At 42.5% G+C, this 25,349-nt stretch carries 40 protein-coding genes, 2 pseudogenes and 1 riboswitch; of the genes and pseudogenes, 14 read left to right on the top strand and 28 right to left on the bottom strand.

The annotated features are described in order from the left end of the window. Nucleotides 1-34: 34 nt before the first annotated feature. The 5 genes from MKP07_RS07590 to MKP07_RS37925 all read right to left on the bottom strand — a co-directional run bounded on the left by MKP07_RS07590 (nucleotide 35) and on the right by MKP07_RS37925 (nucleotide 3,370). Entirely contained in the window at nucleotides 35-1,300 is a 1,266-nt protein-coding gene (locus MKP07_RS07590) for a S9 family peptidase (protein ID WP_240846346.1), read from the bottom strand. Then, nucleotides 1,249-1,485 (bottom strand): hypothetical protein, encoded by a 237-nt coding sequence (locus MKP07_RS07585; RefSeq protein WP_240846344.1) that lies wholly within the window; start codon nucleotides 1,483-1,485, stop codon nucleotides 1,249-1,251. Before MKP07_RS07585 ends, MKP07_RS07590 begins: the two co-directional genes overlap by 52 nt. Further along, nucleotides 1,482-2,141 carry a DPP IV N-terminal domain-containing protein gene (locus MKP07_RS07580; RefSeq protein ID WP_240846341.1) on the bottom strand — a complete coding sequence of 220 codons (660 nt, stop codon included), beginning with the start codon at nucleotides 2,139-2,141 and terminating at the stop codon, nucleotides 1,482-1,484. Before MKP07_RS07580 ends, MKP07_RS07585 begins: the two co-directional genes overlap by 4 nt. Nucleotides 2,142-2,258: 117 nt before the next feature. Beyond that, nucleotides 2,259-2,927, bottom strand: coding sequence for a magnesium/cobalt transporter CorA (corA, locus tag MKP07_RS37930; protein ID WP_262919193.1), 669 nt, complete (start codon nucleotides 2,925-2,927; stop codon nucleotides 2,259-2,261). Beyond that, a complete protein-coding gene (locus MKP07_RS37925) occupies nucleotides 2,864-3,370 on the bottom strand; it encodes a CorA family divalent cation transporter (RefSeq protein WP_262919192.1) in 507 nt (168 codons plus the stop codon). The genes corA and MKP07_RS37925 overlap by 64 nt, the downstream gene beginning before the upstream one ends. A gap of 103 nt (nucleotides 3,371-3,473) precedes the next feature. Between MKP07_RS37925 and MKP07_RS07570 the strand changes: the two genes are divergently transcribed. Genes MKP07_RS07570 through MKP07_RS07560 form a run of 3 tightly spaced genes read left to right on the top strand, consistent with a single transcriptional unit; the run spans nucleotide 3,474 to nucleotide 4,305 of the window. Then, on the top strand, nucleotides 3,474-3,662 hold the full coding sequence (locus MKP07_RS07570; protein WP_240851115.1) for a hypothetical protein: 189 nt from the start codon (nucleotides 3,474-3,476) through the stop codon (nucleotides 3,660-3,662). After that, on the top strand, nucleotides 3,584-3,943 hold the full coding sequence (locus tag MKP07_RS07565; protein WP_240846338.1) for an RNA polymerase sigma factor: 360 nt from the start codon (nucleotides 3,584-3,586) through the stop codon (nucleotides 3,941-3,943). Before MKP07_RS07570 ends, MKP07_RS07565 begins: the two co-directional genes overlap by 79 nt. Before the next feature lie 5 nt (nucleotides 3,944-3,948). Beyond that, nucleotides 3,949-4,305, top strand: a complete 357-nt coding sequence (locus MKP07_RS07560) for a hypothetical protein (RefSeq protein ID WP_240846336.1) — start codon at nucleotides 3,949-3,951, stop codon at nucleotides 4,303-4,305. A gap of 284 nt (nucleotides 4,306-4,589) precedes the next feature. On the opposite strand, the gene kdsB is transcribed toward MKP07_RS07560, so the two are convergent. The 17 genes and pseudogenes from kdsB to MKP07_RS07480 all read right to left on the bottom strand — a co-directional run bounded on the left by kdsB (nucleotide 4,590) and on the right by MKP07_RS07480 (nucleotide 14,743). Continuing rightward, complete coding sequence (kdsB, locus tag MKP07_RS07555) at nucleotides 4,590-5,321, bottom strand: 3-deoxy-manno-octulosonate cytidylyltransferase (protein WP_240846334.1); 732 nt, start codon at nucleotides 5,319-5,321, stop codon at nucleotides 4,590-4,592. A gap of 94 nt (nucleotides 5,322-5,415) precedes the next feature. Further along, nucleotides 5,416-6,063 (bottom strand): sterol desaturase family protein, encoded by a 648-nt coding sequence (locus tag MKP07_RS07550; protein WP_240846331.1) that lies wholly within the window; start codon nucleotides 6,061-6,063, stop codon nucleotides 5,416-5,418. Between the two features lie 283 nt (nucleotides 6,064-6,346). Further along, entirely contained in the window at nucleotides 6,347-6,532 is a 186-nt protein-coding gene (locus tag MKP07_RS07545) for an SRPBCC family protein (protein WP_240846328.1), read from the bottom strand. 113 nt (nucleotides 6,533-6,645) lie between these two features. Beyond that, entirely contained in the window at nucleotides 6,646-6,879 is a 234-nt protein-coding gene (locus tag MKP07_RS07540; RefSeq protein WP_240846325.1) for an SRPBCC family protein, read from the bottom strand. Between the two features lie 105 nt (nucleotides 6,880-6,984). Then, nucleotides 6,985-7,383, bottom strand: coding sequence for a putative signal transducing protein (locus MKP07_RS07535; protein ID WP_240846324.1), 399 nt, complete (start codon nucleotides 7,381-7,383; stop codon nucleotides 6,985-6,987). Nucleotides 7,384-7,462: 79 nt separating this feature from the next. Continuing rightward, on the bottom strand, nucleotides 7,463-8,038 hold the full coding sequence (locus MKP07_RS07530; protein WP_240846322.1) for a DUF5074 domain-containing protein: 576 nt from the start codon (nucleotides 8,036-8,038) through the stop codon (nucleotides 7,463-7,465). Next, nucleotides 8,032-8,574: a DUF5074 domain-containing protein gene (locus MKP07_RS07525; RefSeq protein ID WP_240846319.1), complete on the bottom strand. Its 543-nt coding sequence runs from the start codon at nucleotides 8,572-8,574 to the stop codon at nucleotides 8,032-8,034. Before MKP07_RS07525 ends, MKP07_RS07530 begins: the two co-directional genes overlap by 7 nt. A 16-nt stretch (nucleotides 8,575-8,590) precedes the next feature. Beyond that, entirely contained in the window at nucleotides 8,591-9,715 is a 1,125-nt protein-coding gene (locus MKP07_RS07520; protein ID WP_240846316.1) for a hypothetical protein, read from the bottom strand. 33 nt (nucleotides 9,716-9,748) lie between these two features. Further along, complete coding sequence (locus tag MKP07_RS07515) at nucleotides 9,749-10,585, bottom strand: DUF6923 family protein (protein WP_240846314.1); 837 nt, start codon at nucleotides 10,583-10,585, stop codon at nucleotides 9,749-9,751. 126 nt (nucleotides 10,586-10,711) lie between these two features. Further along, a complete protein-coding gene (locus tag MKP07_RS07510) occupies nucleotides 10,712-10,849 on the bottom strand; it encodes a hypothetical protein (RefSeq protein WP_240846311.1) in 138 nt (45 codons plus the stop codon). Between the two features lie 10 nt (nucleotides 10,850-10,859). Then, nucleotides 10,860-11,567 (bottom strand): TonB-dependent receptor domain-containing protein, encoded by a 708-nt coding sequence (locus tag MKP07_RS07505; protein ID WP_240850696.1) that lies wholly within the window; start codon nucleotides 11,565-11,567, stop codon nucleotides 10,860-10,862. Nucleotides 11,568-11,593: 26 nt separating this feature from the next. Next, nucleotides 11,594-11,773, bottom strand: a complete 180-nt coding sequence (locus MKP07_RS07500) for a hypothetical protein (protein ID WP_240846309.1) — start codon at nucleotides 11,771-11,773, stop codon at nucleotides 11,594-11,596. A gap of 126 nt (nucleotides 11,774-11,899) precedes the next feature. Then, nucleotides 11,900-12,508 carry a hypothetical protein gene (locus MKP07_RS07495; protein ID WP_240846306.1) on the bottom strand — a complete coding sequence of 203 codons (609 nt, stop codon included), beginning with the start codon at nucleotides 12,506-12,508 and terminating at the stop codon, nucleotides 11,900-11,902. Between the two features lie 98 nt (nucleotides 12,509-12,606). Further along, nucleotides 12,607-12,702: pseudogene (locus MKP07_RS42230) on the bottom strand (hypothetical protein); the annotation flags it as partial. Next, a complete protein-coding gene (locus tag MKP07_RS07490) occupies nucleotides 12,672-12,875 on the bottom strand; it encodes a hypothetical protein (protein ID WP_240846304.1) in 204 nt (67 codons plus the stop codon). The gene MKP07_RS07490 and the pseudogene MKP07_RS42230, both read right to left, overlap by 31 nt. Nucleotides 12,876-12,975: 100 nt before the next feature. After that, nucleotides 12,976-13,180: riboswitch (cobalamin riboswitch) on the bottom strand. Between the two features lie 119 nt (nucleotides 13,181-13,299). Continuing rightward, on the bottom strand, nucleotides 13,300-13,953 hold the full coding sequence (locus tag MKP07_RS07485; RefSeq protein ID WP_240846302.1) for a hypothetical protein: 654 nt from the start codon (nucleotides 13,951-13,953) through the stop codon (nucleotides 13,300-13,302). Between the two features lie 41 nt (nucleotides 13,954-13,994). After that, nucleotides 13,995-14,743: pseudogene (locus tag MKP07_RS07480) on the bottom strand (PQQ-dependent sugar dehydrogenase). Nucleotides 14,744-14,783: 40 nt separating this feature from the next. Here MKP07_RS07480 and MKP07_RS07475 point away from each other — a divergent pair. Further along, nucleotides 14,784-14,993 carry a hypothetical protein gene (locus MKP07_RS07475; protein WP_240846299.1) on the top strand — a complete coding sequence of 70 codons (210 nt, stop codon included), beginning with the start codon at nucleotides 14,784-14,786 and terminating at the stop codon, nucleotides 14,991-14,993. Between the two features lie 13 nt (nucleotides 14,994-15,006). Here the strand turns inward: MKP07_RS07475 and MKP07_RS07470 are convergent, their stop codons facing one another. The 3 genes from MKP07_RS07470 to dnaN are packed head-to-tail and all read right to left on the bottom strand — an operon-like array spanning nucleotide 15,007 to nucleotide 16,829. Then, entirely contained in the window at nucleotides 15,007-15,315 is a 309-nt protein-coding gene (locus MKP07_RS07470) for a TPM domain-containing protein (RefSeq protein WP_240850694.1), read from the bottom strand. A gap of 11 nt (nucleotides 15,316-15,326) precedes the next feature. Next, entirely contained in the window at nucleotides 15,327-15,683 is a 357-nt protein-coding gene (locus MKP07_RS07465) for a hypothetical protein (RefSeq protein ID WP_240846296.1), read from the bottom strand. Nucleotides 15,684-15,713: 30 nt separating this feature from the next. Further along, nucleotides 15,714-16,829, bottom strand: coding sequence for a DNA polymerase III subunit beta (gene dnaN / locus MKP07_RS07460; RefSeq protein WP_240846294.1), 1,116 nt, complete (start codon nucleotides 16,827-16,829; stop codon nucleotides 15,714-15,716). A gap of 419 nt (nucleotides 16,830-17,248) precedes the next feature. Here dnaN and MKP07_RS07455 point away from each other — a divergent pair, with 419 nt between their 5' ends. From MKP07_RS07455 to MKP07_RS07410, 10 genes are all read left to right on the top strand, one after another. Then, nucleotides 17,249-17,407 carry a hypothetical protein gene (locus MKP07_RS07455; RefSeq protein ID WP_240846292.1) on the top strand — a complete coding sequence of 53 codons (159 nt, stop codon included), beginning with the start codon at nucleotides 17,249-17,251 and terminating at the stop codon, nucleotides 17,405-17,407. Between the two features lie 50 nt (nucleotides 17,408-17,457). After that, a complete protein-coding gene (locus tag MKP07_RS07450) occupies nucleotides 17,458-18,573 on the top strand; it encodes a YbjN domain-containing protein (RefSeq protein ID WP_240846290.1) in 1,116 nt (371 codons plus the stop codon). A gap of 52 nt (nucleotides 18,574-18,625) precedes the next feature. Beyond that, nucleotides 18,626-19,081 carry a S1C family serine protease gene (locus tag MKP07_RS07445; protein WP_240846287.1) on the top strand — a complete coding sequence of 152 codons (456 nt, stop codon included), beginning with the start codon at nucleotides 18,626-18,628 and terminating at the stop codon, nucleotides 19,079-19,081. 98 nt (nucleotides 19,082-19,179) lie between these two features. After that, nucleotides 19,180-19,590 (top strand): type III secretion system chaperone family protein, encoded by a 411-nt coding sequence (locus MKP07_RS07440; protein WP_240846285.1) that lies wholly within the window; start codon nucleotides 19,180-19,182, stop codon nucleotides 19,588-19,590. A 148-nt stretch (nucleotides 19,591-19,738) separates the two neighbouring features. After that, entirely contained in the window at nucleotides 19,739-20,008 is a 270-nt protein-coding gene (locus MKP07_RS07435) for a regulatory protein RecX (protein WP_240846283.1), read from the top strand. Further along, nucleotides 19,945-20,229, top strand: coding sequence for a regulatory protein RecX (locus tag MKP07_RS07430; RefSeq protein ID WP_317235964.1), 285 nt, complete (start codon nucleotides 19,945-19,947; stop codon nucleotides 20,227-20,229). Before MKP07_RS07435 ends, MKP07_RS07430 begins: the two co-directional genes overlap by 64 nt. A 1-nt stretch (nucleotide 20,230) precedes the next feature. Beyond that, the gene (locus MKP07_RS07425; protein WP_240846281.1) at nucleotides 20,231-20,989 is read left to right on the top strand and encodes a nitrilase-related carbon-nitrogen hydrolase; all 759 of its coding nucleotides are present in this window, start codon (nucleotides 20,231-20,233) and stop codon (nucleotides 20,987-20,989) included. 104 nt (nucleotides 20,990-21,093) lie between these two features. Beyond that, nucleotides 21,094-21,426 carry a PadR family transcriptional regulator gene (locus MKP07_RS07420; RefSeq protein WP_240846278.1) on the top strand — a complete coding sequence of 111 codons (333 nt, stop codon included), beginning with the start codon at nucleotides 21,094-21,096 and terminating at the stop codon, nucleotides 21,424-21,426. A gap of 1 nt (nucleotide 21,427) precedes the next feature. Then, on the top strand, nucleotides 21,428-22,009 hold the full coding sequence (locus tag MKP07_RS07415) for a hypothetical protein (protein ID WP_240846276.1): 582 nt from the start codon (nucleotides 21,428-21,430) through the stop codon (nucleotides 22,007-22,009). Between the two features lie 24 nt (nucleotides 22,010-22,033). After that, nucleotides 22,034-22,801 carry a hypothetical protein gene (locus MKP07_RS07410; protein ID WP_240846273.1) on the top strand — a complete coding sequence of 256 codons (768 nt, stop codon included), beginning with the start codon at nucleotides 22,034-22,036 and terminating at the stop codon, nucleotides 22,799-22,801. On the opposite strand, the gene MKP07_RS41050 is transcribed toward MKP07_RS07410, so the two are convergent. From MKP07_RS41050 to thiL, 3 genes are read right to left on the bottom strand one after another with little or no spacing between them, the layout of a single operon-like run. After that, nucleotides 22,785-24,341, bottom strand: coding sequence for a S41 family peptidase (locus MKP07_RS41050; protein ID WP_240846270.1), 1,557 nt, complete (start codon nucleotides 24,339-24,341; stop codon nucleotides 22,785-22,787). The genes MKP07_RS07410 and MKP07_RS41050 overlap by 17 nt on opposite strands. After that, nucleotides 24,323-24,568: a hypothetical protein gene (locus MKP07_RS07400; RefSeq protein ID WP_240846268.1), complete on the bottom strand. Its 246-nt coding sequence runs from the start codon at nucleotides 24,566-24,568 to the stop codon at nucleotides 24,323-24,325. Before MKP07_RS07400 ends, MKP07_RS41050 begins: the two co-directional genes overlap by 19 nt. Next, a complete protein-coding gene (gene thiL, locus MKP07_RS07395; RefSeq protein ID WP_240846266.1) occupies nucleotides 24,537-25,349 on the bottom strand; it encodes a thiamine-phosphate kinase in 813 nt (270 codons plus the stop codon). The genes MKP07_RS07400 and thiL overlap by 32 nt, the downstream gene beginning before the upstream one ends.

Below are 25,349 nucleotides of genomic sequence, written 5' to 3'. Positions count from 1 at the left end.
GAAAGTGTTCTTATACTTTCCGCCTTTTTCGTGCTTATCTCAATTTGAAATCCCAAATAGGTTCTACCCCTCTCAAGTGTTCTATAAAATAGTTCCAGAGTTTCTTCTGGAAATAATCTGAAGCCTTACCTACATAGCCATGATGTTGACTAGGCAGTATCAGCATATCAAACTGCTTGTCGGCATTTACCAGGGCTTCAGCCAGTTTAAAAGTGGCGGAAGGGTTCACGTTTTCATCGATACCTCCATGCACGATCAATAGCTTTCCTTTCAGGTTACCCGCCATGGTAATATTAGAAACTTTATGATAGCTGCTATCCACCGGCCAGCCCATATACATCTCAGGCCACCAGTCTTTTTCCATTCTGAAGTCATGATCAGCCGAGCTGGCTACAGCTACCTTGTAAAAATCAGGGAATTCTAAAACAGCGTGTCCCGCATCATAACCACCTGCAGAATGGCCAAAAATGCCCACTTTGGTCGTATCTATCCATGAAAACTGCCTTCCCATGGCCTTGATGGCTATTACATGGTCCAGCAGGTTTTGCCCCATATTTTTATAGGATATATTGTGAAAGGCCTTTGACCGCCCGGCTGTTCCCAGTCCGTCAATAGCTACTACTATAAACCCAAGCTCTGCTAACGCCTGGTTACCCCTGCCTATTGCTTTGGCAAAGCCGTTGGGGAACATATAGGTATGAGGACCGGTATAGGTTTGATCAATAACCGGGTATTTCTTTGCCGGGTCAAAATGAGAGGGCTTCCAGATGGCGGCGTAAATAGTTGTTTTCCCATCCCGTCCCAGTGTTGTAAATTCCTGGGGTAAAGGGTGTGTTTTACCTTCGGCAAGGTTAATTTGCGTTTGAGACAGTTCTTTTAAAATTGTACCGGTGGCTCCATCACGTAGTACAGCACGGTTAGGTTTCGACATGGTTGAAATATTGTCTACCAGGTATTTTCCATCGGGTGAGAAGCTGACATCATGATTTTCTTTCTCCGGGGTGAGTAGCATTGTTTTCCTGGTTTTCGCATTCACTTTATAAGCAAAATCATAATAGGGATTCGTTCCTTCTTTTCCTTTGGCGGTAAAGAAGATATCTCCTGTTTTCCCGTTGATCAGAGTAATATCATTAATATAATAATCGCCCTGGGTTAACCGGGTTACCTTTTTATCTTTCAGGTTGATTGTATATAATTGTTTCCAGCCATCTTTTTCAGATGTAAAAACGATCTGGTTCCACTCGTTTACTAACCGGTAATTAAAATTGTCGATGTTGGTGGGACTACTTTCAGTATACAACAGATCTTTTTCCTGGTTACAGGATCATACAGGTAAAGGTTGATTTTCTGATAACCCCGCTCTCTTTCATAAATAATAGCCTGGGCTGATCCGGGAATCCACTCAAAGCCAACCGTGTTTACATTCCTGAACTCGTCCATTCGATGGGTTGCTCCTGTTGCCGCATTAAACACAACCGGGGTCATGTATACCATATCTGTATCGCCCGGCGAGCCGCGGTAATAAGATAGTAATTTAGGTTTGTACAGGCTGTCGATGCTCCAGTCGAGCAGGTACATTTTTTGCCGCTACGCAGGTCGCATATATAGGCTTGCAGCCATTTGGAATCGGGAGACCAGTTCACAGAAAAATGAGGGGTCCTTTCGCCATTCTCTCCTTCGATCAATTCTCCCCAGCCGTAGTAGCTGGCATACTCATAATTTCTTGCGCCGTCTTTGCTTAGCGGTCTTTCATTATTGCCCTGAGCATTTTTGATGAACAGGTTGTAATCTTTCACAAAAGCTGTCTGGCTTTTATCGGGCGAAGCCGACTCCTCGTTACGACGCCGGTTGCCACCCGTCCACTGCCGCTGGCCTGCCGGTTCATCTGCTGCATCAGATATAGCGCCTGTTTTAAAATCGTATTTTTTACGATGCGAACCTTTAGCATCCTGAACAGAATATGTAAATCCGCTGCTATCTCTTAGCCAGCTGGGTGAAGTGCTGATATTCCAGATGGTTTTTTGAGCCAGGTTATTTCTAAAATAGCTTACTGCCCTGTTGTAGTCCTCCAAAGTAATGGATTGGGCAAAAGAAATACCGGCAACAGAAACGCCGAAAAGAAGGGCTGCAATTTTCTTCATGATGATCATTTGTTATTTTGGAACAGTGTCTAAAATAACAAAGAATGAGATCAAAGGCTGGCTGCTTTTTACCAGAATATTCTTACATTTTATCTGATGTGCAGAATAGGGCTGTAATTAAAACCAGCCCCTCCTCTTGAACATCATTAACATCCACGCGGGAATAATAAACATGGCGCCAACTGCAATCCAGAAACCCCAGTGCTGGCCGCTTAAAGGAATCACCTGGAAGTTCATACCAAAAATACCTCCTATAACGGTAGCCGGGGCCAACACGCAGGTTACTATGGCCATCACCTTCATTACCTCGTTCATCTTCAGGTTTACATTGCTGATGTACAGGTCCTGCATACCCATGATCATATCGCGGTAGTTCTCCACCAGGTCAATCGCCTGCACTACGTGGTCATATACATCTTTATAAAACCGTTCATTGAACTGGGTAAGCAATTCGCTGTCGCTTTTAAGCAGGCCGCTTACAACATCACGCACCGGGTAAATGCTACGCTTTAAAACGATGAGCTCTTTACGCAGCACATTAATTAAAGCAAGGGATCTTTTATTGGTACCGCGAACGATCTCCTCCTCTACGTCTTCAATACGGTCGCGCAGTTTATCCATTACAATAAAATAATGGTCCACTATGGTATCTATCAGCGTATAATACAAATAATCGGCTTCCTTGCCGCGGGTTTTACTGGTAGACAGTTTTAATCTTTCTCTCAATGCGTTAAACAAGTCTCTTGAAGGATCGTCCTGGAAAGTAATGACAAAGTTCTTACCCAATACCAGGCTGATCTGTTCCTGCCCGATCGAATTTTTTCTTCATTATAGTAAAGAATATTCATCAGGGAGAAAAGGATCTCATCAATTTCATCCACCTTAGGCCGCTGGTTAATGCTCAGAATATCTTCCCGCAATAAAGGGTGAATACCATATTGATCGCCTAATTGATCTACGTCGTCTTTTCTAAGACCGTCTATATTGATCCAGATTATTTGGTCATTGCATTTTAGCGATAAAGCCTCTTCTATCGAAATATTTTTGTATTCTTTTATCGCAGCCTTACTATAAACATAGGCGTTAATAATTACCGTAGCGGCTTCTTCCCGCGTGGGGATAATGGTAGGGTTTACGGTAAGAATTTCCTTGGTGCGCTCGGTACCAAAGAGTTCCAGCAGGTTGGGTAAAAACAGGTAACGCAAATATTTTTCAGGACGCATCTTCATGCAAGAAAGATAATTATTTTTTAGATGTTGTAAGATTTTATACTAATTACGCTACTTATGTATTATGCAGCTTAAATCAGGCAGGAATTAAAACTGAAGGTGTATGGAAAAACAGTTTCTGCAACTCATTCATGACCATCAGGGGATCATTTACAAAGTAAGTGCGCTGTACCGCAACAGTAAGGAGGACCGGGAAGACCTGTTCAGGAAATTGTGTACCAGTTATGGAAATCGTACCCCGGTTTCAGGGGTGCATCAAAAGCGAGTTCATGGATGTACCGTATTGCTTTAAACACGGCCATTGCCATATATCGCAAACCCGGGGTACAGGTTGCCCATTATCCGGAATTGCCTATTGATCTTCATCCGTTACAGGAAGAAACTATTTCTGAAAATGAAGAGCGATTGTTTGAAGCTCTAAGAAGCTTAAATGATCCGGAGAAGGCCATAATCGCGCTTTACCTGGAAGACTTTAGCTATGAAGAGATTGCGGCAATAACCGGAATCAGCGAAAACAATATCGGGGTAAGACTTCATCGGATCAAAAATAAATTGAAAGCAATAATAAAATAGAAACTATGGAACTGAATGAATTAAAATCTGGCTGGAAAAATGCAGGCGGCTACTTAAGAACTGAAGAAGAGTTAGGCAAGATGACAAAAATGATGAATCACCCGGTTATAAAACGCATAAAAACAAAGCTATTGATTCAAACAGTGGCGTTGCTGGCTTTTTTATTTGTTTACTACGATTGGTTCGATGGAGATAAAAAACCATTATACGCTAACCTGGCCCTGGTTACCGGTTTAGTATTATATGTGCTCAATGATATTATGGGTTATCTCTCCCTCACGAAGCCAGTGGGAAAATCCAATCTGAAGCAGTCTGTTTGGGATTACTTAGCGCGGGTAAAGCGGCTTTCCTTTTTTCGCTAATAGTTACTTTGCTATACAGCAGCTCTATAGTTGTATTCTTTATATCCTCTATACTTTTTACAAAAGAAAAGGCGCTGTTGCTTGTTTTTAGCGTAGTCATTTTTTTCCAGCTGATCCTACTCTCTTCTAAACTCTGGTCCCGCTGGATCAGGAAGCTTCATCAGCAAATAAAAGATTTTAATATGGATGATGATAACCCTGTTCGGGCATAAACAAGTGCTGTCCGGGGCGTCTTTGCTCCGAATACTTACTTTATCACCTCTGGCGGATTCTCAGTACCCAAACTATGAATTGCTATTTATTTGCTCTTTTGCTTTTTCGAGGTCTTCTGGTGTATCAATAGCAATATTTTTATAACTGGTTTCTGCCATATAAATATCGATATCATTGTACAGAAAACGTAATTGTTCCAGCTTTTCGATCTGCTCTAACGGAGCCTGGGGTAAACCGGTAAAGTTGAGTAGGGCGTTTTTCCTGAACGCATACACGCCAATATGAAGAAAATAGTCAACGGTCATGTCAGCATCACGCTGAAAAGGAATAATGCTGCGACTAAAATATAAGGCTTTATTATTTTTATTGGTAACTACTTTTACCATATTCGGATTAGCTGCATCAGCGGCATTTTCCATTTTTCGCATTAAAGAAGCCACTTGTACCTGGTCATTATCAAACAAGCGGACCAGCTTTTCCAATGGCTCTTTTTGAATAAAAGGCTCATCGCCCTGTACATTTACAATCACATCCACATCCAGGTGGCGTGCAGCCTCCGCAATACGATCGGTACCGCTTTCGTGTTCAGTAAGGCTCATAATACATTTGCCACCCCTACCGACGATCTCTTCGTAAATCACATCGCTGTCGGTTATTACATATACATCGGTAAATAAGCCGCTTTGTAACGCAGCATCGTAAGTATGTACAATAACCGGTCTGTCTCCCAGTATCTTCATTAATTTGGCTGGGAAACGGGTAGCCGCATAGCGAGCCGGTATCATGGCAATTACTTTACTCATGCATCAAAAATAGTGAATGGTGAATAGATAATGGGTAATAGTTAATAGTCCATTGCGGCCATGGCTAATCGATTCATTATTCACCACTGACAATTCACAATTTCTTTTTATGTAGAAACGGGTCCTTCAACAGATCCAGGAAATCTTCATCTTTTTCATTGGGATAATACCTGTCGAGGCCATATTTTATTTTAGAGGGATGCAGTGTGGAAAATGTATGAAACAATCGGTCCCAGATAGAAAACACTGCACCGTAATTGCTGTCAGTATAAGGCTGCATCCAGTGATGGTGCACTTTATGCATGTTGGGAGAAACGAAGAGGTAGCTAAGCGTTTTATCCAATACGGGCGGCAAACTAATATTGGCATGCGTAAAAGCTGTGGTGATCACCACCAGTGTTTGGTAGATCATTACACTGTACATAGGTGCGCCACTGATAAAGATCAGCAACAAAAAGAAAATGCCTCTTAACAGGCTGTCTCCGGGATGATGCCGCAGGCCGGTAGTTACATCTACCTTGTTATCGCTATGATGAATAAGATGATACCGCCATAAATATGGATTTTTATGCATGACCCAGTGCACCAGCCAACTGCTGAGATCCAGCGCTAACACACCAATCAGAATAGCGCCCCATACACCGGCGTTAAACCAATACACCATCCCGAATCCGGCATTGCGGCACCAGTCGCTTAACAGCACAATAAAAACAGCCAGCCCGGTGTGTATGATCAGGTGCATTACGGTGAAACCAAATTCACAAGTGCATGTCTGAACTTGCTTTTCCGGTATTGTAGCTGAACCAGGGGGATAGCACCTTCGATGATCCAGAAAAAAGCAGGCCACCTACCAGGAGGGCCATACGTTCTAATGGACGCTGTTCTAATGTTGAAAAATAGGCAATGACTTTTTCCATCGGCGATCGTTTTATAGCAAATTGTCTGTAACTTATTTTAAAGTTACATCAAAAATAAACCCGGTCCTTCAGCGATGGACCGGGTTTAACAATAGCGTTGATAGCAGCTTATTTTTCCAATACTTTTTTAAGATTTTCGAGGTTTGTTTGTAAGTCACCACCTACCATTGCGTTCATGCATAAGTTCATCAGGTTGAGCGGATAAGGGCTGTTGCCGTAGAAGCCCCACTCCACTTTTGTTTTCGTACTATCAATCGGGGTTGTGATAACCGACGCCTGGTTGGTTCCTTCCATCGGCTTTTCAAACCGGATCTCGACATCTACCTTTTTGTTTTCGTCAATGGCCTTAATTTCCTGGGCGCCTTTCCCGGCATTCTTGTTGTCACTGTCCCAGGCATAAATAAATCCTACTGTACCATCCGTACCCGTATAGCTTTTTTCATTCCCGGGTCGATCTGATTCCAGATACTATAATTGTCCTGGTTTTTCAGGTATTTTACATAGTTGAAAACTTCTGCAACCGGTTTGTTGATGACTACCTCTTTGGTAATTGCGTAATCCTTAGGTACAAAAATGGCAACAATTAACAGCAGTGCAATTAATCCCAGTATTACGAACAGGATGCGTTTTAAGATTTTCATTTTAAGCAAATTTGGTTATTAATAAATGATAAACGAAGTTAGTTATCAGGCTTGCAACGGGCTCTTGCCAAATGACAATAAATCGCGATAACAATAGCTTATAAACTATTCCATTTCATATTCTTTACCGCAATCGAAACAATGATATACTTTATCGATAGGTGTAGCCGAGCCCACGCCCAATACGGCGCTGGTGATAGTGCCCAGCCAATTGCTGGGTTTGCGTGGCGTGCTCACCAGGTCTATATTTTCGGAGCCACATTGCGGACAGGGATGCTGCTGCTGGTACTCCTGCCGGTCGGTTGCCAGTAAAGCCAGGGCCCGTTCAATCTGTGGTTCAGCTACCATAAGTTTGATGCCGCCAATAGCATTGGTGAGTATTGGGTCTATCGTAACTGTATTTTCGTCTTTCAACCAGCAGTTAATATGCTCTTCCTGCAAGCGACCCAGCGTTACATGTGCGTTGATGTAGTTATCGAATACAGCGGCGATTACAAAATTCATGTATTAAAGTTAGCGCAATTACAGGCAAAAAAATGCCGCATGATGCGACATTTTTCAAAAAGAATTTTTCAATAACCAGTTATTGAAATACCGCTAATCCGGGAAAGTAAATATGATTAAAATCTACCACCGACCCGTCGTTACCGTATTTAATATTTTTTACCAAAGCCCCGGTACTGGCATTATAAATAAGCAAATAGTTAACTCCCGAGGCGCCGCCATATCCCTGTATACCATTTACAACAATATAGTCCTTATTGCTATCGTAGCGAATGGCCCCATATACCATAAACGGGGCTATGTCGATGGTGATAAAAGGCTGGCTTAGAGAAGCAATACTGCCATCCGTATATTTATAGATGTTGGCACCGGAATGATAAAACACGGCATTTTCTTTGGTAGATGCAGTAAGCCTAGTAGGTGCATCTAAACCAAAAGAGCCAATGGCAACAGGCAACGCTACACCAGTTGTATCCAGGTTTTTATCGATGGCGATCAGCCGGCTTCCTGTTGATGCCCAAACCTTACCATTGGGCGTTTTGGCAAAGCCGCGGGTAATATTACTGAACCCTTTTACAAAAGAATAGTTACCGGTGGAGATAATTTTGGCGCCGTTAGATTGTAGTACATATACATAGTCACCCTCTTTCAGCATATCGCGGTGTTAACCGCCGAAACAGAAGAAAGCTTGTATTGTATATTCAGGCTGTTTAAATCAACACTATAAACACCATCGTTTGCGCTGATGAGACCGCTGTTATCCTTTACTCCAATCAAACTTCTCCAGTTGCTGGTTTCCTGGTTATAGCGCGCTTCTTCTTTTAAAGTTGCTGCATCGAGCTTTAACACCGGGCCATTGATCTTACTCACCAGGTATAGCTTTTTATTGTACAGCGATGCAAATTGCAAGGTGCTGGTCTTAGCTACATTTGATGTTACTTTACCCGGGTTTTCTTTTTCATAAACTTTGGTGGCGATGGTGTCCGCACCGTAAGCATAGTATTGCACGGTTCCGGCAGTTTGTCCGTAAGATCCTTCTGTTACAATAAAGAAGCCATTGGAATAGGACGCTGTTTCAACCGGATCAGGACCGCCGATTGGCAGGTCTTCGTTTTTGGAACAAGCGGTTGAAAGAACAGCTATTAAAGCTATAACCGATAAGCGGAACAGATTATTTTTTAAGAGTGTCATTAGTTGAAATGATTTTTTATTTATTGGTAGTGTTTACTGAAAAGTGCATATCCTTAATGCCAATAACTTCGGTAGATGCTTCGCCTAGCCAGCCGCCATCACCCAATACACCCGTCTGTATTTTAATAAAGTCGATGGCCTTCAGGTTTACTTTATTGCCATTAGTATCTACTGCATTGCTGATGTCTACCTTTCCACCACCGGAAGCTTCTGTTTTATTATCAGCGTAACCCCAGTCGTAAGGCAGCGATACCACATAAGTGGGCCTTGACGGATCTACTTTTGTTTTTAACCAGGAGCCTTTTAAGGTATAGCTGCTGCCTGTGATCCATTCAGGGAAGTAAGCCTGCTTGTGGAAAGTATTTCGCTTTACAAAGCCGGTGTTGCCCTTGTTGTCCGTCCACGCAATGTCTTTATCTAAAGTTTCGGGGCGGAAATAGGTTACTTCGTAATTGCGCATATAAGTACCATCTGTTTTGCCAAATTCGCTACCCACCAGCTCGTACCAGGTGTCATCAGGTTTGCCATTGCCATTGTCATCTACCATTACGTAGATAATACCCGGCTCACTCCATTCGGTAAGCGCATTACCTATTACATCTATATCATTACCCTCTTTATTCGGAACACTGTGATCAAAACCATAAACTACGTAACCTCCCCAGGCTCCCAGGCTCACCATGCCCGTTTTTCCCACAAGACCTTCTGCGCTTACCAGGTTGCCTGGCGCTTTGTTAATGAACTGTCCTGGAGCCGGAACAAACTCAAACAAGGATGTTACATATTGGTTGGCGCCACCTTCTCTAACCAGCGCTTCTACTTTTACATCAAAACTGTCTTTATAGGTGCCATAATTATTACTGGCCTGGTAATAGATCTTATAGTTGCCAGCCACTTCAAAAACATGATTGAATGTATTGCTGGTAGAGATTAGTTGAGTGCCTACATGCCACTCTTCTTTTACCGCAGTACCAACAGCAATACGGGAAGTAATAGTTACCGCTTCTTTTATTTTCGTCTGGATGGTTTTTTCCGTTACAGATAGTTCTATAACGGGTGCCGGCATATCATCATCTTTAGAACAGCTGTTTAAGAGCAATAAGAAAAAGAGAGAGACCGACCATAGTTTCAAATGTTTCATTCGTGTATTTTTTGTGTTTAAATATTGTAGTTATTATTTCCGGTTAAAGAAGGCAATATGCCCTGGTATAATACCCGTTTTTTTAATCGTGTTTTTTAACCGTCCCTGCGCATCAAAGCAGAACAGGTCCCCAGCTTCCACATAGTCTCTTGCATCGGCTATATAAATGTTCCCATTGTTAGGGTCAACAGCAATGCCATAAGGGATCTCTATTTTTGTTCCGTCTGTAATAAAGGATCCGGGTAATACTGTTTTGGTCTTAAGGTCAATACGGGTATAGGAATGGTTCTTTGTTCCGTAATCAGCACCATATACATAAGCGGTGTCATTTTTAATAACAAAGTCTTCCACTTTTATCGTTATGGAATCAGACAGCTTATCTGTCTTTGTATCCACTACGTATAGTTTATTGGTAGTCCCCCATGGACAGATATACAAAGTGCCCCTGCTGTCTTTTTTCAATCGTCTTAAGTTAGGCGCAACAGTTATGGCATTTACAACGGTAAAAGAATTAAGGTCCACTACCGAAACATAGTTTTCCAGGTTCGACTGGCTGTAGCCCCCGCTGTTGGCTACATACAATTTATTACCCACTACCTCCAGTTCATCCGGCTGCCGGCCTACTTCCACCGCTCTTTTGATGGTTAGTGTAGCGGTATCTATTTCAAGCACCATCCCTTTTTCAGATGTAGTATAAGAGCTCAGGTAAGCGAAGCCATTGGCAAATGTGATGTAACGCGCGTTTTCTATAGCTTTATGCGTATTATCGGTAAGCGTCTTGATTCGTTTACCTGTGGCAGCATTTAGTATTTCAATTTTTTTGACCAGTTCATTACCACATATAGTTTGCTGCCGTATATGCAATATCATTGCCGGTATCTCCCAGGCCTAACACTGCATCCGGGTTGTCTTTGGTAAATACATCCCTCGTGTAGATACCATTATGCACATCGAAGTAATCGAGGGTAGCGTTGTTATAGCCCCATCCTCCTTCATTTAAAAATAAAAACCACTACTGGTAGAGTCGGCTTCTGTTGATTGAGGAGGTGGCGTGTACTCGTGATCTTTCCTGCAGGAACCTAGCAGGATCGATAAGGTAAAGAAGAGTAGTGCGTTAATTTGTTTTTGATTCATAGAAGTTGAATTATAAATTGAATGAAAGTTTTACCAGGTAATTTCTTCCCGGCATCGGATAGTTGATAACCACATCATAGTATTGATTAAAAAGATTATTAACCTCTGCGGCCACAACAACAGCCGTTTTTCGAAACGCCAGCTTTTTAGTAAACGATAGGTCGTGCGTATACCAGGGCATCAAATAATTTTGCGGATCGTTTTCGGGGAGCATATATCGCTCTCCCGTATAGATAAAGCTGTAATTAATACCCCAGTTTTGGTAAGATGCCTGCAGGGTTGCAGAGCCGCTGTGTCGAGGCGCATAAGGGATAAGGTTGCCGTAAGAGCGCTGTCCCGTAGTTTTATTAATGGCTTCCTGATATGAATAGTTTAACGTACCATTTAGCGCCAGTTTTTTCTTTACGGTGAAGAAGTAAGAAGTTTGAATATCTAACCCTTTTATAGCAACAGCCCCCAGGTTGATCATGCTCCAGCGAAATAAATTGTTGGCAGGGATTGCTATTATTTTATCCTGTACCTTGTTGATATAAGCATCGGCCTGTATGTTGAAACCTAGTTTTAATTGTGAGAAATACTTATTGTACTGTGCACCTATATTGTACTGGTTGGCATACTCGGGCCTTAAGGTCGTGGTGCCTACAATCGTGTAATATAAATCGTTAAAAGTAGGCATTCGGAAAATACGTTTATAAAATGAGCGAAAGCTAAGCGGTATTTCCGTCCAGGGTTTCCAGGAGATGTTTAGCGCGGCGTTATTTCCCGTTTTGCTGTAGCAGCCTCACCGTGTTCAACCCTTTCGTTGATAAAGCTGCCGAGTACATTGCCGGAGATGGTAACATGATCCCAGTCCATTTCCGTAGCCGCAGCCACCAGCTTCGTATTACGTTTGGGATAGGCAAACTCATCTAAGTTGGATTGCATCTGGTTAAAAACCCAATCGGTTGCCAGCGAAACTTTCCACCATTTTTTTAAAGCAAATTCATTTACCAGTGAAGTGTAATACTCCTGTTGCTCGTAGTTATTGTTAAGAGGCTCGCCTCCTATTTTTTATGGTAGTGTCCAGGTAGCGTGTAAAATCGTTTGCATATTTAAACTGGAGTAACACCCTGTAGCGCTGCGAAAACCGATGTTGGAAAGAACCTTGTGCAAAGAAGTTCTTATCCCATAGCCTTTGAGAGTTATAGAAACGTTCTGCAACAATGGCCCCGGGCAGGCCTCGCTCTCTGAGTTATAAAAATACCCTTGTATTTTCCAGTGAGTAGCGGTGTCTTTATTAATATCCTGTATAGCTAACTCTACTCTTTGCGAAGCAACATCTGCATTTTGCCTTACGACGGTCGTATCATAGGCCCATTTTTTATATCGTGTTTTATACCTGCCATGTGCATTGATGAGCTCTGCGTTAATGGTTGTGGCTATATTATCCGCTATTTTCTGCTGCCAGTATACAGAAGGATTAATGAGCCCGAAGGAGCCGGTTTTCAATGCAGCACGTATATAGTGGAACTGACTGTCTTTAAAAGCCGGCCGGCGGCTTTTAATATAAATGGATGAGGCGTTGCCAAAGTTTTTTGCAGACTGAAATATATCCGGATTTTGACTATTGTATAAAGAAACCTCTTCAATATTATCAAGAGAAAATTTTCCCAGGTCCACGATACCGTTTTGTGCATTTCCCAGTTGCAGGCCATCATAAAAACACCCACATGCTGTGTTCCCATGCCGCGAACGTTCACGGTTTTTAAACCACCAATGCCGCCATAATCCTTTAACTGTATGCCTGAAAAATAACGGACCGCATCTGCAACCGAGAAACTATTTAAGCGCTGTAATGCCTCACCCGATAGTATTTGCAGGGGTGAAACGGATGTCGCCAGGAATCTTTTTTACTGCCGCTTACCTGTACCTCCTCCAGCTCACGGGTATTGATGGAATCGCGTGTTTGTGCGCCAGCCGGGTTGGGACATAACATAGCGAACAGCAATAAACATAAGCCTGCCAGGGCTTTTAAAACATAATGCATTAACTATTTGATTAAATGAATCAAACAGCTTTGCGAACAACTGAAAACAAATATGTTGCTATAAAAAGCATTTGCGTTCAAGCTTCAGTCCACGAAAGCTCAACATCTATCTGCTTTGGCAGGTCTCCTGACTTATTCTCATCTTGAACGGCCTTCCCGTTCCGCCTTTCGGAACAGTGGCTAAGATTGGTCAAAATGTTTTTTAGAACTTACAGTAGCGGGACTGTTCAGGATTTACACCTGATTCCCTTTTAATCTTAAACATTGTGAAACTAATGTTAAGAACCAATGCGGCGCGAAGGTAGGAGTATTTTTTAAAGATTGATGGCGGAATTACAAATGCACAAAAAGTAAAAGCTGCAATCCGGTAAATGAGTTACAGCTTTTACAAAGAGAATAGGTTTTATCAGACCAGGAAAAGTGCTTAAGGGTTTACAACCTGCACCGATTGAGAATACCGTTTAGTGCCATCTTTATCAACCTGGGCAATGCGTATAAATAGGGTACTGTCGCCGGGCTCTTCCGCTACATCGCTTTTATTACAAGCGCTGCCAATAATAAAAAAGGCTGTTGCCAACAGGGATATCTTTCTCCAGTTTTTACCCGATTTCCACCCGGCAATGCTCAGCAAAGTGAGCAGCGAAATGCCCAGTACAATACCCAGGCTGTTTTTGTCCAGGGTTACTGCGTATTCGATAGTGCTGTTGCTATTGCCATTTATAGCTTTGGTGTCAACTGTTTTTATAGTTGTAAAAGTCTTCCCGTCTACAGATCCTTCAATTTCAAAATGGCTGTTGTTGGTTTCTGTTTCTGTTGTCCAGTTAATGTGTAACGTAGTTCCTTTGCGAACCGCATTAATGGTTCCAAAGGTTACCGGTAACGCCGCGTTATCCAATACCTTGTAAATAGCGTTACCCGACAGGGACGCTGCATAAAGGGTACCATTTTCAGCCTCTCCAAAAGCAACAATATTAGCAGGAAATGCTGCATCATCCGTCAGCTGTTCTGTTAAGGTTCTGGATGGATTAACCACCCATTGGTTACCCGAAACATAGTCAGCAAAAATATAATAACCCACCAGGCCGGGATATTCTGTTCCTCTGTATACAACGCCGCCGGTTACCGACTGGCCACCATCTGCGCTATTACGTCCGTAGGTATAAATAGGAGATATATAACTGGACTGAGGCAGGCAATCGCCTGAGCATTATAGGCTACAGAGCCCTCGTAGCATCTCCAGCCGTAATTGATCCCTCCGGTTGTTCCGCTTGCCCTGTAATTAATTTCTTCCTGGGCTCCCTGTCCCACATCTGCAATCCACATATCCCCATTAGAGCGGTCAAAGCTCCACCTGAACGGGTTTCTGAGACCAATAGCCCATATTTCGTCCGCTACATTCGGATCAGAAACATAAGGGTTGTCAGCAGGAATGGTATAGGGAAGTGTGTTTACGTTGATACGAAGCATTTTACCCAGTAAACTATTACCGTTTTGGGCGTTATTGAGCGGGTCACCACTACCTCCTCCATCGCCTGTGCCCAGGTAAAGATAACCGTCAGTACCGAAAAGTATTTTTCCCCGTTGTGATTGGTTTGTCCCGGGTGGGGGATATTGAGTACGATTTGCCTGCTGGCAGCGTCTGCCTCATTAGTGTTGGCGCTAACGCTGTAACGTGCAATTTCCAGGCTATTATTATCAGCCCTGGTATAATATACGAACAAGAAGCCGTTGGTTTCGTAGTTGGGATGGAAAGCCGCGCTTAATAATCCGCCTTCGCCGGTATTGGCCACACCGGTAACAGTAAGGAACTCTCCGATATAACCTAGTGCCGGATTGTAAACACGTATGGTACCGCCTTTCTGTACCACAAAAATCCGGTTACTTCCATCTCCGGCATTCACAATATCAATGGGAGCCGCTAAGCCATTGCCGGAAATTACGGACTGGTACGCAAGTTCGGGAGTTGCTTGCGAAAAAGCTGGAACGATAAAAAAGGAATGCCCAGAAGGACAAAAATGTGTTGAGGGTGCGTTGGATCATAAAAATAGTTTAGGGGTAAAAACTATCAGCAATGCTCCAATGCAAATATTGAGCCGTTTCCCAGCTCTTAATCACTAAAACTCAGGATATTCTAAAACTTAATGTTTTTTCGGATGGTATTCATCAACTCGTTTAAACCATTACTGGTACCTGCGTAAAACAGGTCTTGCTTAAACGAAGGTTTAAATTGGTTTTCAACGATAGCCTTAGCTTCATCATCGCTAAGCAGGCGTAATACAAAGGCGCCATAATCTATTCGGATGCGTCGCAGCTGCCTGCTGATGCTGATGGACATACAACGGTCACTTTTGCCGTGAATATCGGACCACTCGTCGAGTACAATTTTATTGCGTTGATCAAAGTTTTCGGCCGTAACTGCCGGATCATTTACTGTTGTAATCCTGATGGGAATCAGGTTGCTTTTTCAAACAGCCTGGCCAGGGAATCCAGCTTTTTCTCTTCTCCCGGTGTAAATATGTTTTCATAGTCATACACATAATTGATACCTGCCGGTGTTGCAACCTGCTGCGTTGGCAGTATCACCTTCGCCTCTGTTTTAGGTTTGCCGGCAGTGCTATTGATTTTGCCTGAAGAATTGCATGCCGTTAAGCATATAGCAAGGCTTGCCAACAAATACCATTTGCTAAGCAAGAAGCCACAGCTACTACTTTTTAAAGAAGCGTGTCGCATTGTACGAAATTGCTGAAAAATTGCTGTCATAATAATGGAACGATAACCCGGTTGTGCCGGGAAATCCTTGAAAGGCAAAATCGATGCCATTATATCTTATAATACAAACTATTGATTCAACATCAACGGCATTACCAGCATCAGCAGTTCCTCGCTTTCATCCTGATCCACCGGTTTGATCAATCCGGCCTTAGTAGGTGTGCTTAGCTCCAGGTACACTTCTTCGCTATGCGTGCTGTTCAGCATTTCAATTAAAAACTTGGCGTTAAAGGCAATTTGCAGGTCTTCACCGTTGTACTGGCATTTCATACGTTCATTACCTTCGAAGCTGAAATCAACATCCTGCGCCGCCAATTGTAATTCACTGCCACTAATGGTTAACGCTACCTGGTAAGTGCTTTTATTACTAAATACACTAACACGACGCAGAGCGCCTAAGAAATCTGTACGGATTACGGTAAGCCTGTACGGGTTTTCTGTTGGAATTACCACTTTATAGTCAGGGAAACGGGCGTCAATCAGGCGACAGCTTAAACGGGTAGTACCGTGTGTTACAAAAAAGTGATTGGTGTTATAATTTAAAGTAATAATATCGTCATTATCAGGTAAGGCAGACTTTAACAGGTTGAGCGGTTTGCGGGGAACAATAAAATTATCACCACCGGTAGCCTGTGCGTCCTTCCGTTTGTAACGAACCAGCCTGTGCGCATCGGTCGCCACAAATTGAATTCCGTTTTTATCCAGCTCAAAGAAAACACCGGTCATAGCCGGGCGCAGATCATCTGTGCTGGTCGCAAACAGGGTTTTGTTGATAGCGGTTACCAGGGCCGAGGAGGTCATGGTAAAAGATGTAGTATCATCCGCCGCCGGTTCTTTCGGGAAATTATCGGGGTTTTCACCCATTACTTTATACTTACCGCTATCGCTGGTAATTTCAACACTGAAATTTTTGTCAATGTTAAAAGTCAGTGGCTGATCGGGTATATTTTTTAAAGAGTCAATCAGGATTTTACCCGGGATACAAACACGACCGTTGTCCTTTGCTTCAATCTCCATCTCGGTTCTCATCACCGTTTCAAGGTCCGTTGCTACAATGGTCAGCCTATTCGCTTCAATTTCAAAAAGAAAATCCTCCAATATAGGCAATACAGTATTAGCGTTAATAACGCCCGAAAGGTTCTGCAGTTGTTTAAGCAAAGCGTTCGATGATGCTATAAATTTCATCTGTCTGTTTTTATATCTTTTTTAGTGGCCGGATGGAATTTGCCAAATAATCATCCTTCTGTATCAGAAGAATTCTTAATGCTCGCTTCATCCGTTTAAAAATTTTATTGTTCTATCCGTTTTTTGGGTGCAGCGAAACTACTATAAAAAAGAATGAGCGCAATATAATTTATTATAATAATGCCACTTTGTGCCCCTGGTAAATAGAAATTAGCCGCGGGGAAAGCATCTCCGGCCCTGTTTATTTACTTCCATTTTACATCCGGGTTCGCCCTTAGCATAACACAAAACAATCCGTAACGGGTACAATGTAAGATTCCCCAAAATAGTTTTAAGGCACCCAATATTTAAGATTTTGTAAGTGAATCGGTTCTCAAAAGGTTTTGTATCTTCCCCCACTCTATTAAAAAAAGGACAGCATGTTTAACAAGCTAATCAACCTTATAAAAGGGAAAAGCGACCCTGCCGCCGACGCAGTGCGCATTCCGTTTGGTCGCTATTCTGATAATAATAAAACGGTAGCCAAAGGAAGCCGTGGACAGATGCCGATAATCTCTTTAAGGACAAAAAATATATAGAGTCCATTAATGCCTTTTTTGATTATTTAAAGGATGATGATCAAAAAAATGTGATCTTTTCGGGTGATAATGAACGCTTTAACTTCGAATTTTTCCAGGGGTCGAAAGTAATCAGGGGGCGGATGGAAAATGGACTATTATCTGCCGAGGTCAAACTCGCTAAAATGGTGCAGCCGTCGGTGCCGGTGATGCGTCGCCTGCTGGAAATGAATTTTGCCCTGTATTACAGCCGCTATGCACTGCAGGAGAACGAATTGTGCATGAGGTTTGATACTAATATAGAAACTGCTAACCCCAGTAAGCTTTATTATGGGCTAAAAGAACTGGCCATCAAAAGCGATAAACAGGACGATCTACTGGTTCAGGACTTTTCATTTTTAGAAAGGCTGGACCAGGAGCATATTTATGAGATTCCGGAGGCAGAAAAGCAGGTAAAGCACGAAGCCATGCAAAGCTGGATCACCGAAACGCTGGATAAAATTGCAACGGTTGATGCAGATAAGTTTTCGGGCGGCATTTGTTACTTATTATTAGCACTGGTATATCGTATCGACTTTTTGATTGCTCCTGAAGGGCAGTTACTCAACGACCTGGAGAAAATATCCGGCATCTATTTTAAGAAAGATGACCGGCAAATGGTGGAAAAGAACCGGGACATGATCGAGGAGTTTAAAAAACTACGTGATAAACCGAAGGAAGAAGTATTTAAAAACCTGTTCCGGTCGAGGTATACTTTTTCAATAGTAACGCCTCAACCGCATAAAACCATCGCGGACGCTATTAATGAAGCCAATCAAAATATGCTGTGGTACAGAGATAACAACCATGAGTACTTTGCCAACAAGATCATAGAGTATGGTCTTACCTATTGCCAATACTCCTACAGCTTACCTAAGCCTGTTAGTTTATTGGTTGAAATTTATATGCAGGTAAATTATCCCGAATATTTCAAAGCACTGGGATATACCCAACCGCTTTATATGCCGGTTGCCAATAAATTTGAACAGGATATTATTGCAGGCAGGGTTAGGCAGATACAAAACCAATGGAGGCAGAAGTATCCGCTGATGAACTTTAATACCGACCAGATCTCTTATGCCAGCTTACTGCGATTCAACCAAAGCTTTACCAACCAGATAGAGTTGTTGAATTTGAATAATGAGTGAAGAGGTATTAGTAATTAATACAAGAGGCTGAATGTTAAACAAGTAATGAATAATGAACTCGAAAGAAATTATAAATACGTATCAGAACGCAATTATACAAATAGCCACCCAATCGGGTACAGGCACCGGGTTTTATTTAAAGAACTATGGGCTGATTGTAACCAATAACCACGTGGTTGCCAATAACCCCGAAGTTACCATAGCTGGCAAAACCTTCGAAAAAGTGTTGTCAAGGGTATGGTATACCGATAGTCAGCACGATCTGGCCTTCCTGGAGCCTCCCGCAGAAGCTGAATTGCCAGAGATAATTTTGGGCGATTATGAAGCGATGAAGGATGGCGATAATGTAATAGCAATAGGTCACCCTTACGGCCTGAATTATTCTGCTACACAGGGAGTGATCTCCAAAGTAGATCGCATTCGTGACGGAGAAAAATATATACAGATTGATGCGGCAATTAATCCGGGCAACAGCGGTGGGCCGTTGGTAAACTACGCCGGTGAGTAATTGGCGTTAACTCTTTTATTATTAAGGGTGGCGACAACCTGGGTTTCGCTCTGCCGGTAAGTACGTTAAAAGAGGCGCTCGACTTATACCTGCCCCATGTGGGTAATGCGGCAACCAGGTGCTCCAATTGCGATTACCTGGTTACTGCAGATACGATTGATAATAATAAGTATTGTCCCAGTTGCGGATCGGAAGTAAAACTGCCACAGCTGCCGGAGAAAGAGGTAGAATTGATGGGCGTGGCCAAACTGATTGAAGATATATTAAAGGAGTTGGGCAAAGATGTGCGGCTGGCAAGAGATGGCGCCAATATGTGGAGCGTTAAAGCCGGGTCTGCCAAAGTTAAAATCAGTTATAATCCCGAGAATTATTTTGTAGCCGGTGATGCCTATTTATGCCAGATGCCGTTAGATGCGCAGAAGATCAAACCGCTCTATCAGTTTTTATTGCAGGAAAACAATAAACCCAGCGGACTCGTATTAAGCTGTGTAAAAATAATATTGTATTAAGCCGGCTGATCTACGATTTGGACATGACCCAGGCAACCGGTGTAGCTGAGTTTAAAAACTTATTTGAGCAGGCAGATCATTATGATGACTATTTAAAAGACGAGTTTGGCTGCATAGCCAGGCTGGAAGAAGTTTAAAGGTTGGGGTGATGGATGAAAAGCCACAAATATCAAAGCAGCATTTAACAAAGGAACAGGCATTACAAAAGCTAAGACATTACTGTGCCTACGCCGAACGTTGCCATAGCGATGTAGTAAGCAAATTGTACGACCTGGGTGTTTGGAAAAAGGAACATGACGAAATAATTTCCACACTTATTGAAGAAAATTATTTAAATGAAGAGCGTTTTGCCAAATCTTTCGCAGGGGGCATTTCAGAACCAAACAATGGGGCAAAAACAAGATTGTGCAGGCGCTAAAGCAAAAAGGCGTAAGTCCCTATTGTATTAAAACAGGGCTAAAAGAAATAGATGAGGAGGATTATGAACAAACGCTCCAAAAACTATTTACCCAAAAATGGGAAAGCCTTCGGGGCACTTCCAACCGTTTTGCAAAAATGAAAAAAGCAACGGATTATCTTTTACAGAAAGGATTCGAATCTCATTTGATCCAACCATTATTTAATACCTCAACCGATTAAGATGAAAGATGCTTTAACCGTCACACTGGTACAAACACAGCTGTTTTGGGAAGATAAAGCAGCCAATCTCAGCATGCTGGAGGAAAAGATAAAGAGTATTCCGGACAAAACGGAGATCGTGGTATTGCCTGAAATGTTTTCTACCGGTTTTAGCATGATGCCTGAGTTGCTTGCTGAAACCATGGAGGGCCCTTCTGTGGCCTGGATGAAGCGCATATCTGCTGAGCAAAGAAAAATAATTACCGGGAGCCTTATTATTAAAGAGGAAGAGGAGAATGGAGATGAAACTTATTTTAACCGGTTGGTATGGATGCTACCCAATGGTCAGCTGGGGGTATACAATAAACGACACCTATTTGCGTATGCCCATGAGCACGACCATTATACGGCCGGCGAAAAGCGGCTGATCGCTTCGGTTAAAGACTGGAAGATCAATTTGCAGGTATGCTATGACCTGCGTTTCCCCGTTTGGGCCAGGCAGGTGCCGCAGACTGCCGGGGAAAACTGGCGCGGCTTATACGATGTGCTGATTTATGTTGCCAACTGGCCCGAACGTCGAAGTAATGCCTGGAAAACTTTATTACAGGCGCGCGCCATAGAGAATCAATGCTATGTTATAGGCGTGAACCGCGTGGGCGCCGATGGTAATGACATTTATCATAGTGGCGATAGCATGGTCGTGGATCCGCTGGGAGAAGTATTATACCACAAAAAGATGAAGAGGACCTTTTCACCATTACGCTCGATAAGAATCACCTGAATGATGTTCGCACCCGGTTTCCTTTTTGGGAGGATGGGGATGAGTTCAAAATTTTCTAATGCCTAAGATTCCAATGTATTGGTAATTGATGTATATTTGGTTTAGTGAATAAAACCAGTTTATACAAAGGATGCCTGGAGCCGATTATTTTAAAGCTCCTGGATGATAATGGCCGTATGTATGGTTACGAAATCACTCAAAAAGTAAAAGAAGCCACAGCCGGCGAATTGAATATTACCGAAGGGGCGTTATATCCATTGTTACACCGGTTGGAGGCAGAAGGTGTTTTGGAAGTGGAAATGGAAAATATCGGCAACCGGGTGCGTAAATATTATTCGCTAACGAAAGCCGGTAAAAAGGAAAAGTCCAAAGCGGTATTGGAGCTGGAAAACTTTAAGAACACCCTGCAGTTATTGCTAAATCCTAAATTAGCCTGATATGCTGACACCTGAACAAATACAAAAGATAGATTGGTTTTTTGAAGATAAAGGGATGGAGTTCTATGATTTGCGAACAGAATTGGTAGATCATGTTTCCGAAGCGATCGAGAACCAAATGAGTGCCCATTACCATATATCTTTCGAACAGGCGTTTAAAGAAGAAACACGCAAGTTTACCAGGAAGGATCTTGCACTTCAGCTTGCTGAAGCACATGAGAAATACAGCCCACTTAAAGAATGGAGATACTTTACACTAAAAAGAATAGGAATATTGCTGTTGATTTTTCTGTTGCTTGTACTACCGGTCATTCTTGTAAATAAGGAGCTGCTTATTTATATGGAAATTTTGTATCTTCTTATAGGTACGGGATGGTATTTAAGCTATCTGCTACAGTTTAAAAGAAAATATAAGAATCCAAGGAAAAAAGTGAGCGTTTATTCTCCTGAAAGATTATCTGGTTATCTTTTCCCGATTATTATTCCGGGATTCTTGTTTTTGAACATATTGAGACAGCACACTATACCGCCGGTCGATCAAACGATCATATTTATCGTTTTTATTTTTTGGAACTACAAATGATCGCTGGTCTCCTGGCAAAAATGGATGCTAAAAAACAGCAGTACCAGGCTGCGAAAAACGCTTACCCAATTCTTTTTGCCAATTAAAACCATCATGCTTACCGATCAGGAGATACAGTATTTATACGATTTCTGCGAAAGAAAAGGCGTTCGTTTTTATGATCTGCAATCAGAACTGGTAGATCACCTAAGTGAAGCTATAGCAGAAAAGCAAAAGATCAATGTAGAAATGACCTTTGAAGACGCATTGATGCATACTTATAAAGAGTTTGGTATAACCGGTTTTTCGCGGGTGATAGCCGATCGGGAAAATGCATTGTGGAAAAGCAATCGAAGAGCGCATTGGGCACATTTCAAAAGCTACTTTACCTATCCCAAACTGCTGATCACGGCATTGATAGTTCTGGTGTTAAATATGTCGGCTTTCATTTTGGAAATAGAAGACCTTAAAATGTATTATTCCGCAATAACAGTCCTGGCTGGCCTTTGGGGATTGCTGCTATGGATTTCGACATTTAAGTCATTCAAAAAGCCGTCTAAAAAACTAATGGTGTTCGACCATTATAAAAATGGTTTCAATATCTGGGGAATAGCTATCCAGGCTCCCAATTTGTATTTTTTCATTTTACGTGGATGGAATATTGACCCAGGTTACAGTTTAATACAGCACATTTTGCTATGCTGTTTCGCCGCCATCATTATTATAACAAGCCAGGCAGAATATGATGCCTATAAAAAGACCTACTTCAACTTAAGAAAACAATATCCTCTGGCGTTTACTTCTCGTGGCTAGAACCTTTTATCAGCTCCAGCGCTTTAACCATTTTGGTATCAACGCCTTCTCGAATGCTTCCCGGACTGGCGTTCACGTACACATCCGGCTGAACACCTTTGCCGTTATGCGGAGTGTTTTTATTCATCACCAGCCTGAACAATGGCAACCTGAAGCGCACTTTTGTGTGAGGCAATGTTACATTGGGGATGATCATAGCCGTATTCCCATAAGCGGCGCCTCCAGAAGGCTCTCCAACAATGGTGACATTAGGTTGATGGGCGATGGCGTTTAAAACCAAAACACTTGCCGAATAAGTATAACCACCGGTAAGCATATAGATGTGGCCGTTATAATGATTTCTTTTGTTGGGTTGATAGTATTTATTCTCAAAATGACGGAAATGGTATTGATCACCCTTTTTTCTTGTAGGAATCAGTGTATAAAGAGTTTCTGTAAAACTATTTTTGATGAATTGCCCATATTTAAAGGAAGGCCTTCTGGCATAAATAGAATCACCGGTTTTGAATGGTTTATCAGCCAAATAACGTGTTAAATAATTTGAATTGGTAATTCTCCCGCCTCCGTTTAACCTGAGGTCAATTACCAGGTTGGCAATCCCAGAATCTGCCAACGTTTTGAATGATTTTCGGAAAAAGCGCTTCAACCCCGGACTTCCTGAAAAGGTGGCCAGGTCCATAACAGCGTAATCTTCATTGGGCCAAAGCTGTAAGTTGCGTTGCTCTTTCAGCTTTTCGGCCTTAGACTTCCTGTCTTTTCCCGCAGGCTTCTTTTTCGTTTTGGATATGCTGTCTTTAGGAACAATTACCGGCTGTATGGTTGTTTGCTGCCTATGGCCCAGGCTATCTGTATAAGCAATTCTGAATGGCTTAGGCCAGCCAAAAACACCGGTATACAGGGAGGCAAAATAGCTGGTGCCGCTCAATAACTGGCTTTTGGCAATCATGTTGTTGCCGTCTGCAGGAATAAAACGAAGCAGCGTATCAAGAATATGTTTTGTTGATACCCCGTTAATGGAATCAATGATATCTCCCCGCAACAGGGGTGTATTTTTCACCGGTGCTGTTAGCACCATTGTATCCTTCCAGGTTTTTACATTAAGCGGAAAACTGCGTTTAGATTGTAAGGTATCAAAGTGCTTTTGGTAACTGGTAGAGGATCTGACAGAAGTATGTCCGCATTGAATATTACTAATGACCAAAGCGAGCAGGTTCCTGAACTGGTACTCTGTCATGCTGTCTTTTAATAACTCACGGCCTGCAGTAAAAGCACTGTCCATCTGGTTCTTTGTGCTATACCAGTACAGGCTTGGATGCTTTTGCTCGAGGATGTTTTGAAATAGCTGGTAATCCTCGTTCAGTTGTGCTGCACTAAACTTTTTATTTGGATTAAAAGTTTTGCGACTTCCGGCACATGAAAACAGGGAAGCGCACAAAACAAGCGCCAGAAACCTGCTGCAATAGCTAACTATCAGCTTTCGGTATACATCACCGTGCGTAAAGACAGGGATCATCTTAACGGCTACTTCAAAGGGTTCCACCCCTGTGCGGTAATAGCATGCCTGCCGCCTCCTTTGGTGATGATGGTACTTCCTTCGGTATCCTCGGTCATGTAGCCAATAATACTAATGTTAGAGTTAGCTGAAACCTTTTCGTAATCATTTTGAGATACAGTAAATAGCAGCTCATAATCTTCGCCCCCGCTCAATGCGCAGGAAGTAGGATCAATTTCAAACTTAAAAGCCGCCAGGCGTGATTCTTCTGCCACCGGTATTATCTTCATACAGCACACATCCGAGATTACTTTGCTTGCAGATATGTAATATTTCAGAACTGAGACCATCGCTGATATCCATCATAGCAGTAGGTTGTATTTCCTGCTCTGCAAAAAAATCAACAATATCTTTTCTTGCTTCCGGTTTCAATAAACGACCCACTACATAGGTTTCTCCTTCAAGGTCAGGCTGTACGCCCGGGCTCTCCAGGAAAATTTTCTTTTCTCTTTCCAGGAAGAGCAGCCCTATATATGCGCCACCCAGGTCGCCGCTTACGCAAAGCAAATCGCCCTTTTGCGCTGTGCTGCGTTTAACGAAACGATCGGGAGTTACTTCGCCAATAGCCGTTACCGAGATAACAAAGCCTTTTTGAGAGGTCGTTGTGTCGCCCCCCACCAGGTCCACCCCATAATGATTACAAGCCGCATAAACTCCTTCATAAAATTCATCTAAAGCCTCAAGGCTTATCCGGTTGCTCAATCCCAGGCTAACAGTAACCTGTGTGGGCGTAGCGTTCATTGCATACACATCACTGATGTTTACCACAATGCTTTTATAACCCAAATGCTTAAGTGGTGTATACATGAGGTCAAAATGAACCCCTTCGAGCAGTAAATCGGTAGTAACCACGGTTTGTTTACCAAAGTGGTCGATTACAGCCGCATCATCACCCACTCCCAGTAGTGATGAAGCATTTTGAAGTTCAATATTTCTGGTAAGATGATCTATCAAACCAAACTCTCCCAAATCGGATATTTCTGTACGTTCTGACAT

Origin of the sequence: Paraniabella hibiscisoli, from assembly GCF_022512515.1 — a bacterium.
Classification (GTDB): domain Bacteria; phylum Bacteroidota; class Bacteroidia; order Chitinophagales; family Chitinophagaceae; genus Niabella; species Niabella hibiscisoli.
This window is presented reverse-complemented; position numbering and strand designations above follow the sequence as displayed.

Bases quoted from the DNA above. Each gene is read 5' to 3' on its own strand.
- MKP07_RS07585 (WP_240846344.1), bottom strand. From the start codon at position 1,485: ATGACCCCGGTTGTGTTTAATGCGGCAACAGGAGCAACCCATCGAATG.
- MKP07_RS07580 (WP_240846341.1), bottom strand. From the start codon at position 2,141: ATGAAGAAAATTGCAGCCCTTCTTTTCGGCGTTTCTGTTGCCGGTATT.
- MKP07_RS37925 (WP_262919192.1), bottom strand. From the start codon at position 3,370: ATGAAGATGCGTCCTGAAAAATATTTGCGTTACCTGTTTTTACCCAAC.
- MKP07_RS07570 (WP_240851115.1), top strand. From the start codon at position 3,474: ATGGAAAAACAGTTTCTGCAACTCATTCATGACCATCAGGGGATCATT.
- MKP07_RS07560 (WP_240846336.1), top strand. From the start codon at position 3,949: ATGGAACTGAATGAATTAAAATCTGGCTGGAAAAATGCAGGCGGCTAC.
- kdsB (WP_240846334.1), bottom strand. From the start codon at position 5,321: ATGAGTAAAGTAATTGCCATGATACCGGCTCGCTATGCGGCTACCCGT.
- MKP07_RS07550 (WP_240846331.1), bottom strand. From the start codon at position 6,063: ATGCACCTGATCATACACACCGGGCTGGCTGTTTTTATTGTGCTGTTA.
- MKP07_RS07545 (WP_240846328.1), bottom strand. From the start codon at position 6,532: ATGGAAGGAACCAACCAGGCGTCGGTTATCACAACCCCGATTGATAGT.
- MKP07_RS07540 (WP_240846325.1), bottom strand. From the start codon at position 6,879: ATGAAAATCTTAAAACGCATCCTGTTCGTAATACTGGGATTAATTGCA.
- MKP07_RS07535 (WP_240846324.1), bottom strand. From the start codon at position 7,383: ATGAATTTTGTAATCGCCGCTGTATTCGATAACTACATCAACGCACAT.
- MKP07_RS07530 (WP_240846322.1), bottom strand. From the start codon at position 8,038: ATGCTGAAAGAGGGTGACTATGTATATGTACTACAATCTAACGGCGCC.
- MKP07_RS07525 (WP_240846319.1), bottom strand. From the start codon at position 8,574: ATGACACTCTTAAAAAATAATCTGTTCCGCTTATCGGTTATAGCTTTA.
- MKP07_RS07520 (WP_240846316.1), bottom strand. From the start codon at position 9,715: ATGAAACATTTGAAACTATGGTCGGTCTCTCTCTTTTTCTTATTGCTC.
- MKP07_RS07515 (WP_240846314.1), bottom strand. From the start codon at position 10,585: ATGATATTGCATATACGGCAGCAAACTATATGTGGTAATGAACTGGTC.
- MKP07_RS07510 (WP_240846311.1), bottom strand. From the start codon at position 10,849: ATGAATCAAAAACAAATTAACGCACTACTCTTCTTTACCTTATCGATC.
- MKP07_RS07500 (WP_240846309.1), bottom strand. From the start codon at position 11,773: ATGCAATCCAACTTAGATGAGTTTGCCTATCCCAAACGTAATACGAAG.
- MKP07_RS07490 (WP_240846304.1), bottom strand. From the start codon at position 12,875: ATGCATTATGTTTTAAAAGCCCTGGCAGGCTTATGTTTATTGCTGTTC.
- MKP07_RS07475 (WP_240846299.1), top strand. From the start codon at position 14,784: ATGGGAGCCGCTAAGCCATTGCCGGAAATTACGGACTGGTACGCAAGT.
- dnaN (WP_240846294.1), bottom strand. From the start codon at position 16,829: ATGAAATTTATAGCATCATCGAACGCTTTGCTTAAACAACTGCAGAAC.
- MKP07_RS07455 (WP_240846292.1), top strand. From the start codon at position 17,249: ATGTTTAACAAGCTAATCAACCTTATAAAAGGGAAAAGCGACCCTGCC.
- MKP07_RS07445 (WP_240846287.1), top strand. From the start codon at position 18,626: ATGAACTCGAAAGAAATTATAAATACGTATCAGAACGCAATTATACAA.
- MKP07_RS07435 (WP_240846283.1), top strand. From the start codon at position 19,739: ATGGATGAAAAGCCACAAATATCAAAGCAGCATTTAACAAAGGAACAG.
- MKP07_RS07425 (WP_240846281.1), top strand. From the start codon at position 20,231: ATGAAAGATGCTTTAACCGTCACACTGGTACAAACACAGCTGTTTTGG.
- MKP07_RS07415 (WP_240846276.1), top strand. From the start codon at position 21,428: ATGCTGACACCTGAACAAATACAAAAGATAGATTGGTTTTTTGAAGAT.
- MKP07_RS07410 (WP_240846273.1), top strand. From the start codon at position 22,034: ATGCTAAAAAACAGCAGTACCAGGCTGCGAAAAACGCTTACCCAATTC.
- thiL (WP_240846266.1), bottom strand. From the start codon at position 25,349: ATGTCAGAACGTACAGAAATATCCGATTTGGGAGAGTTTGGTTTGATA.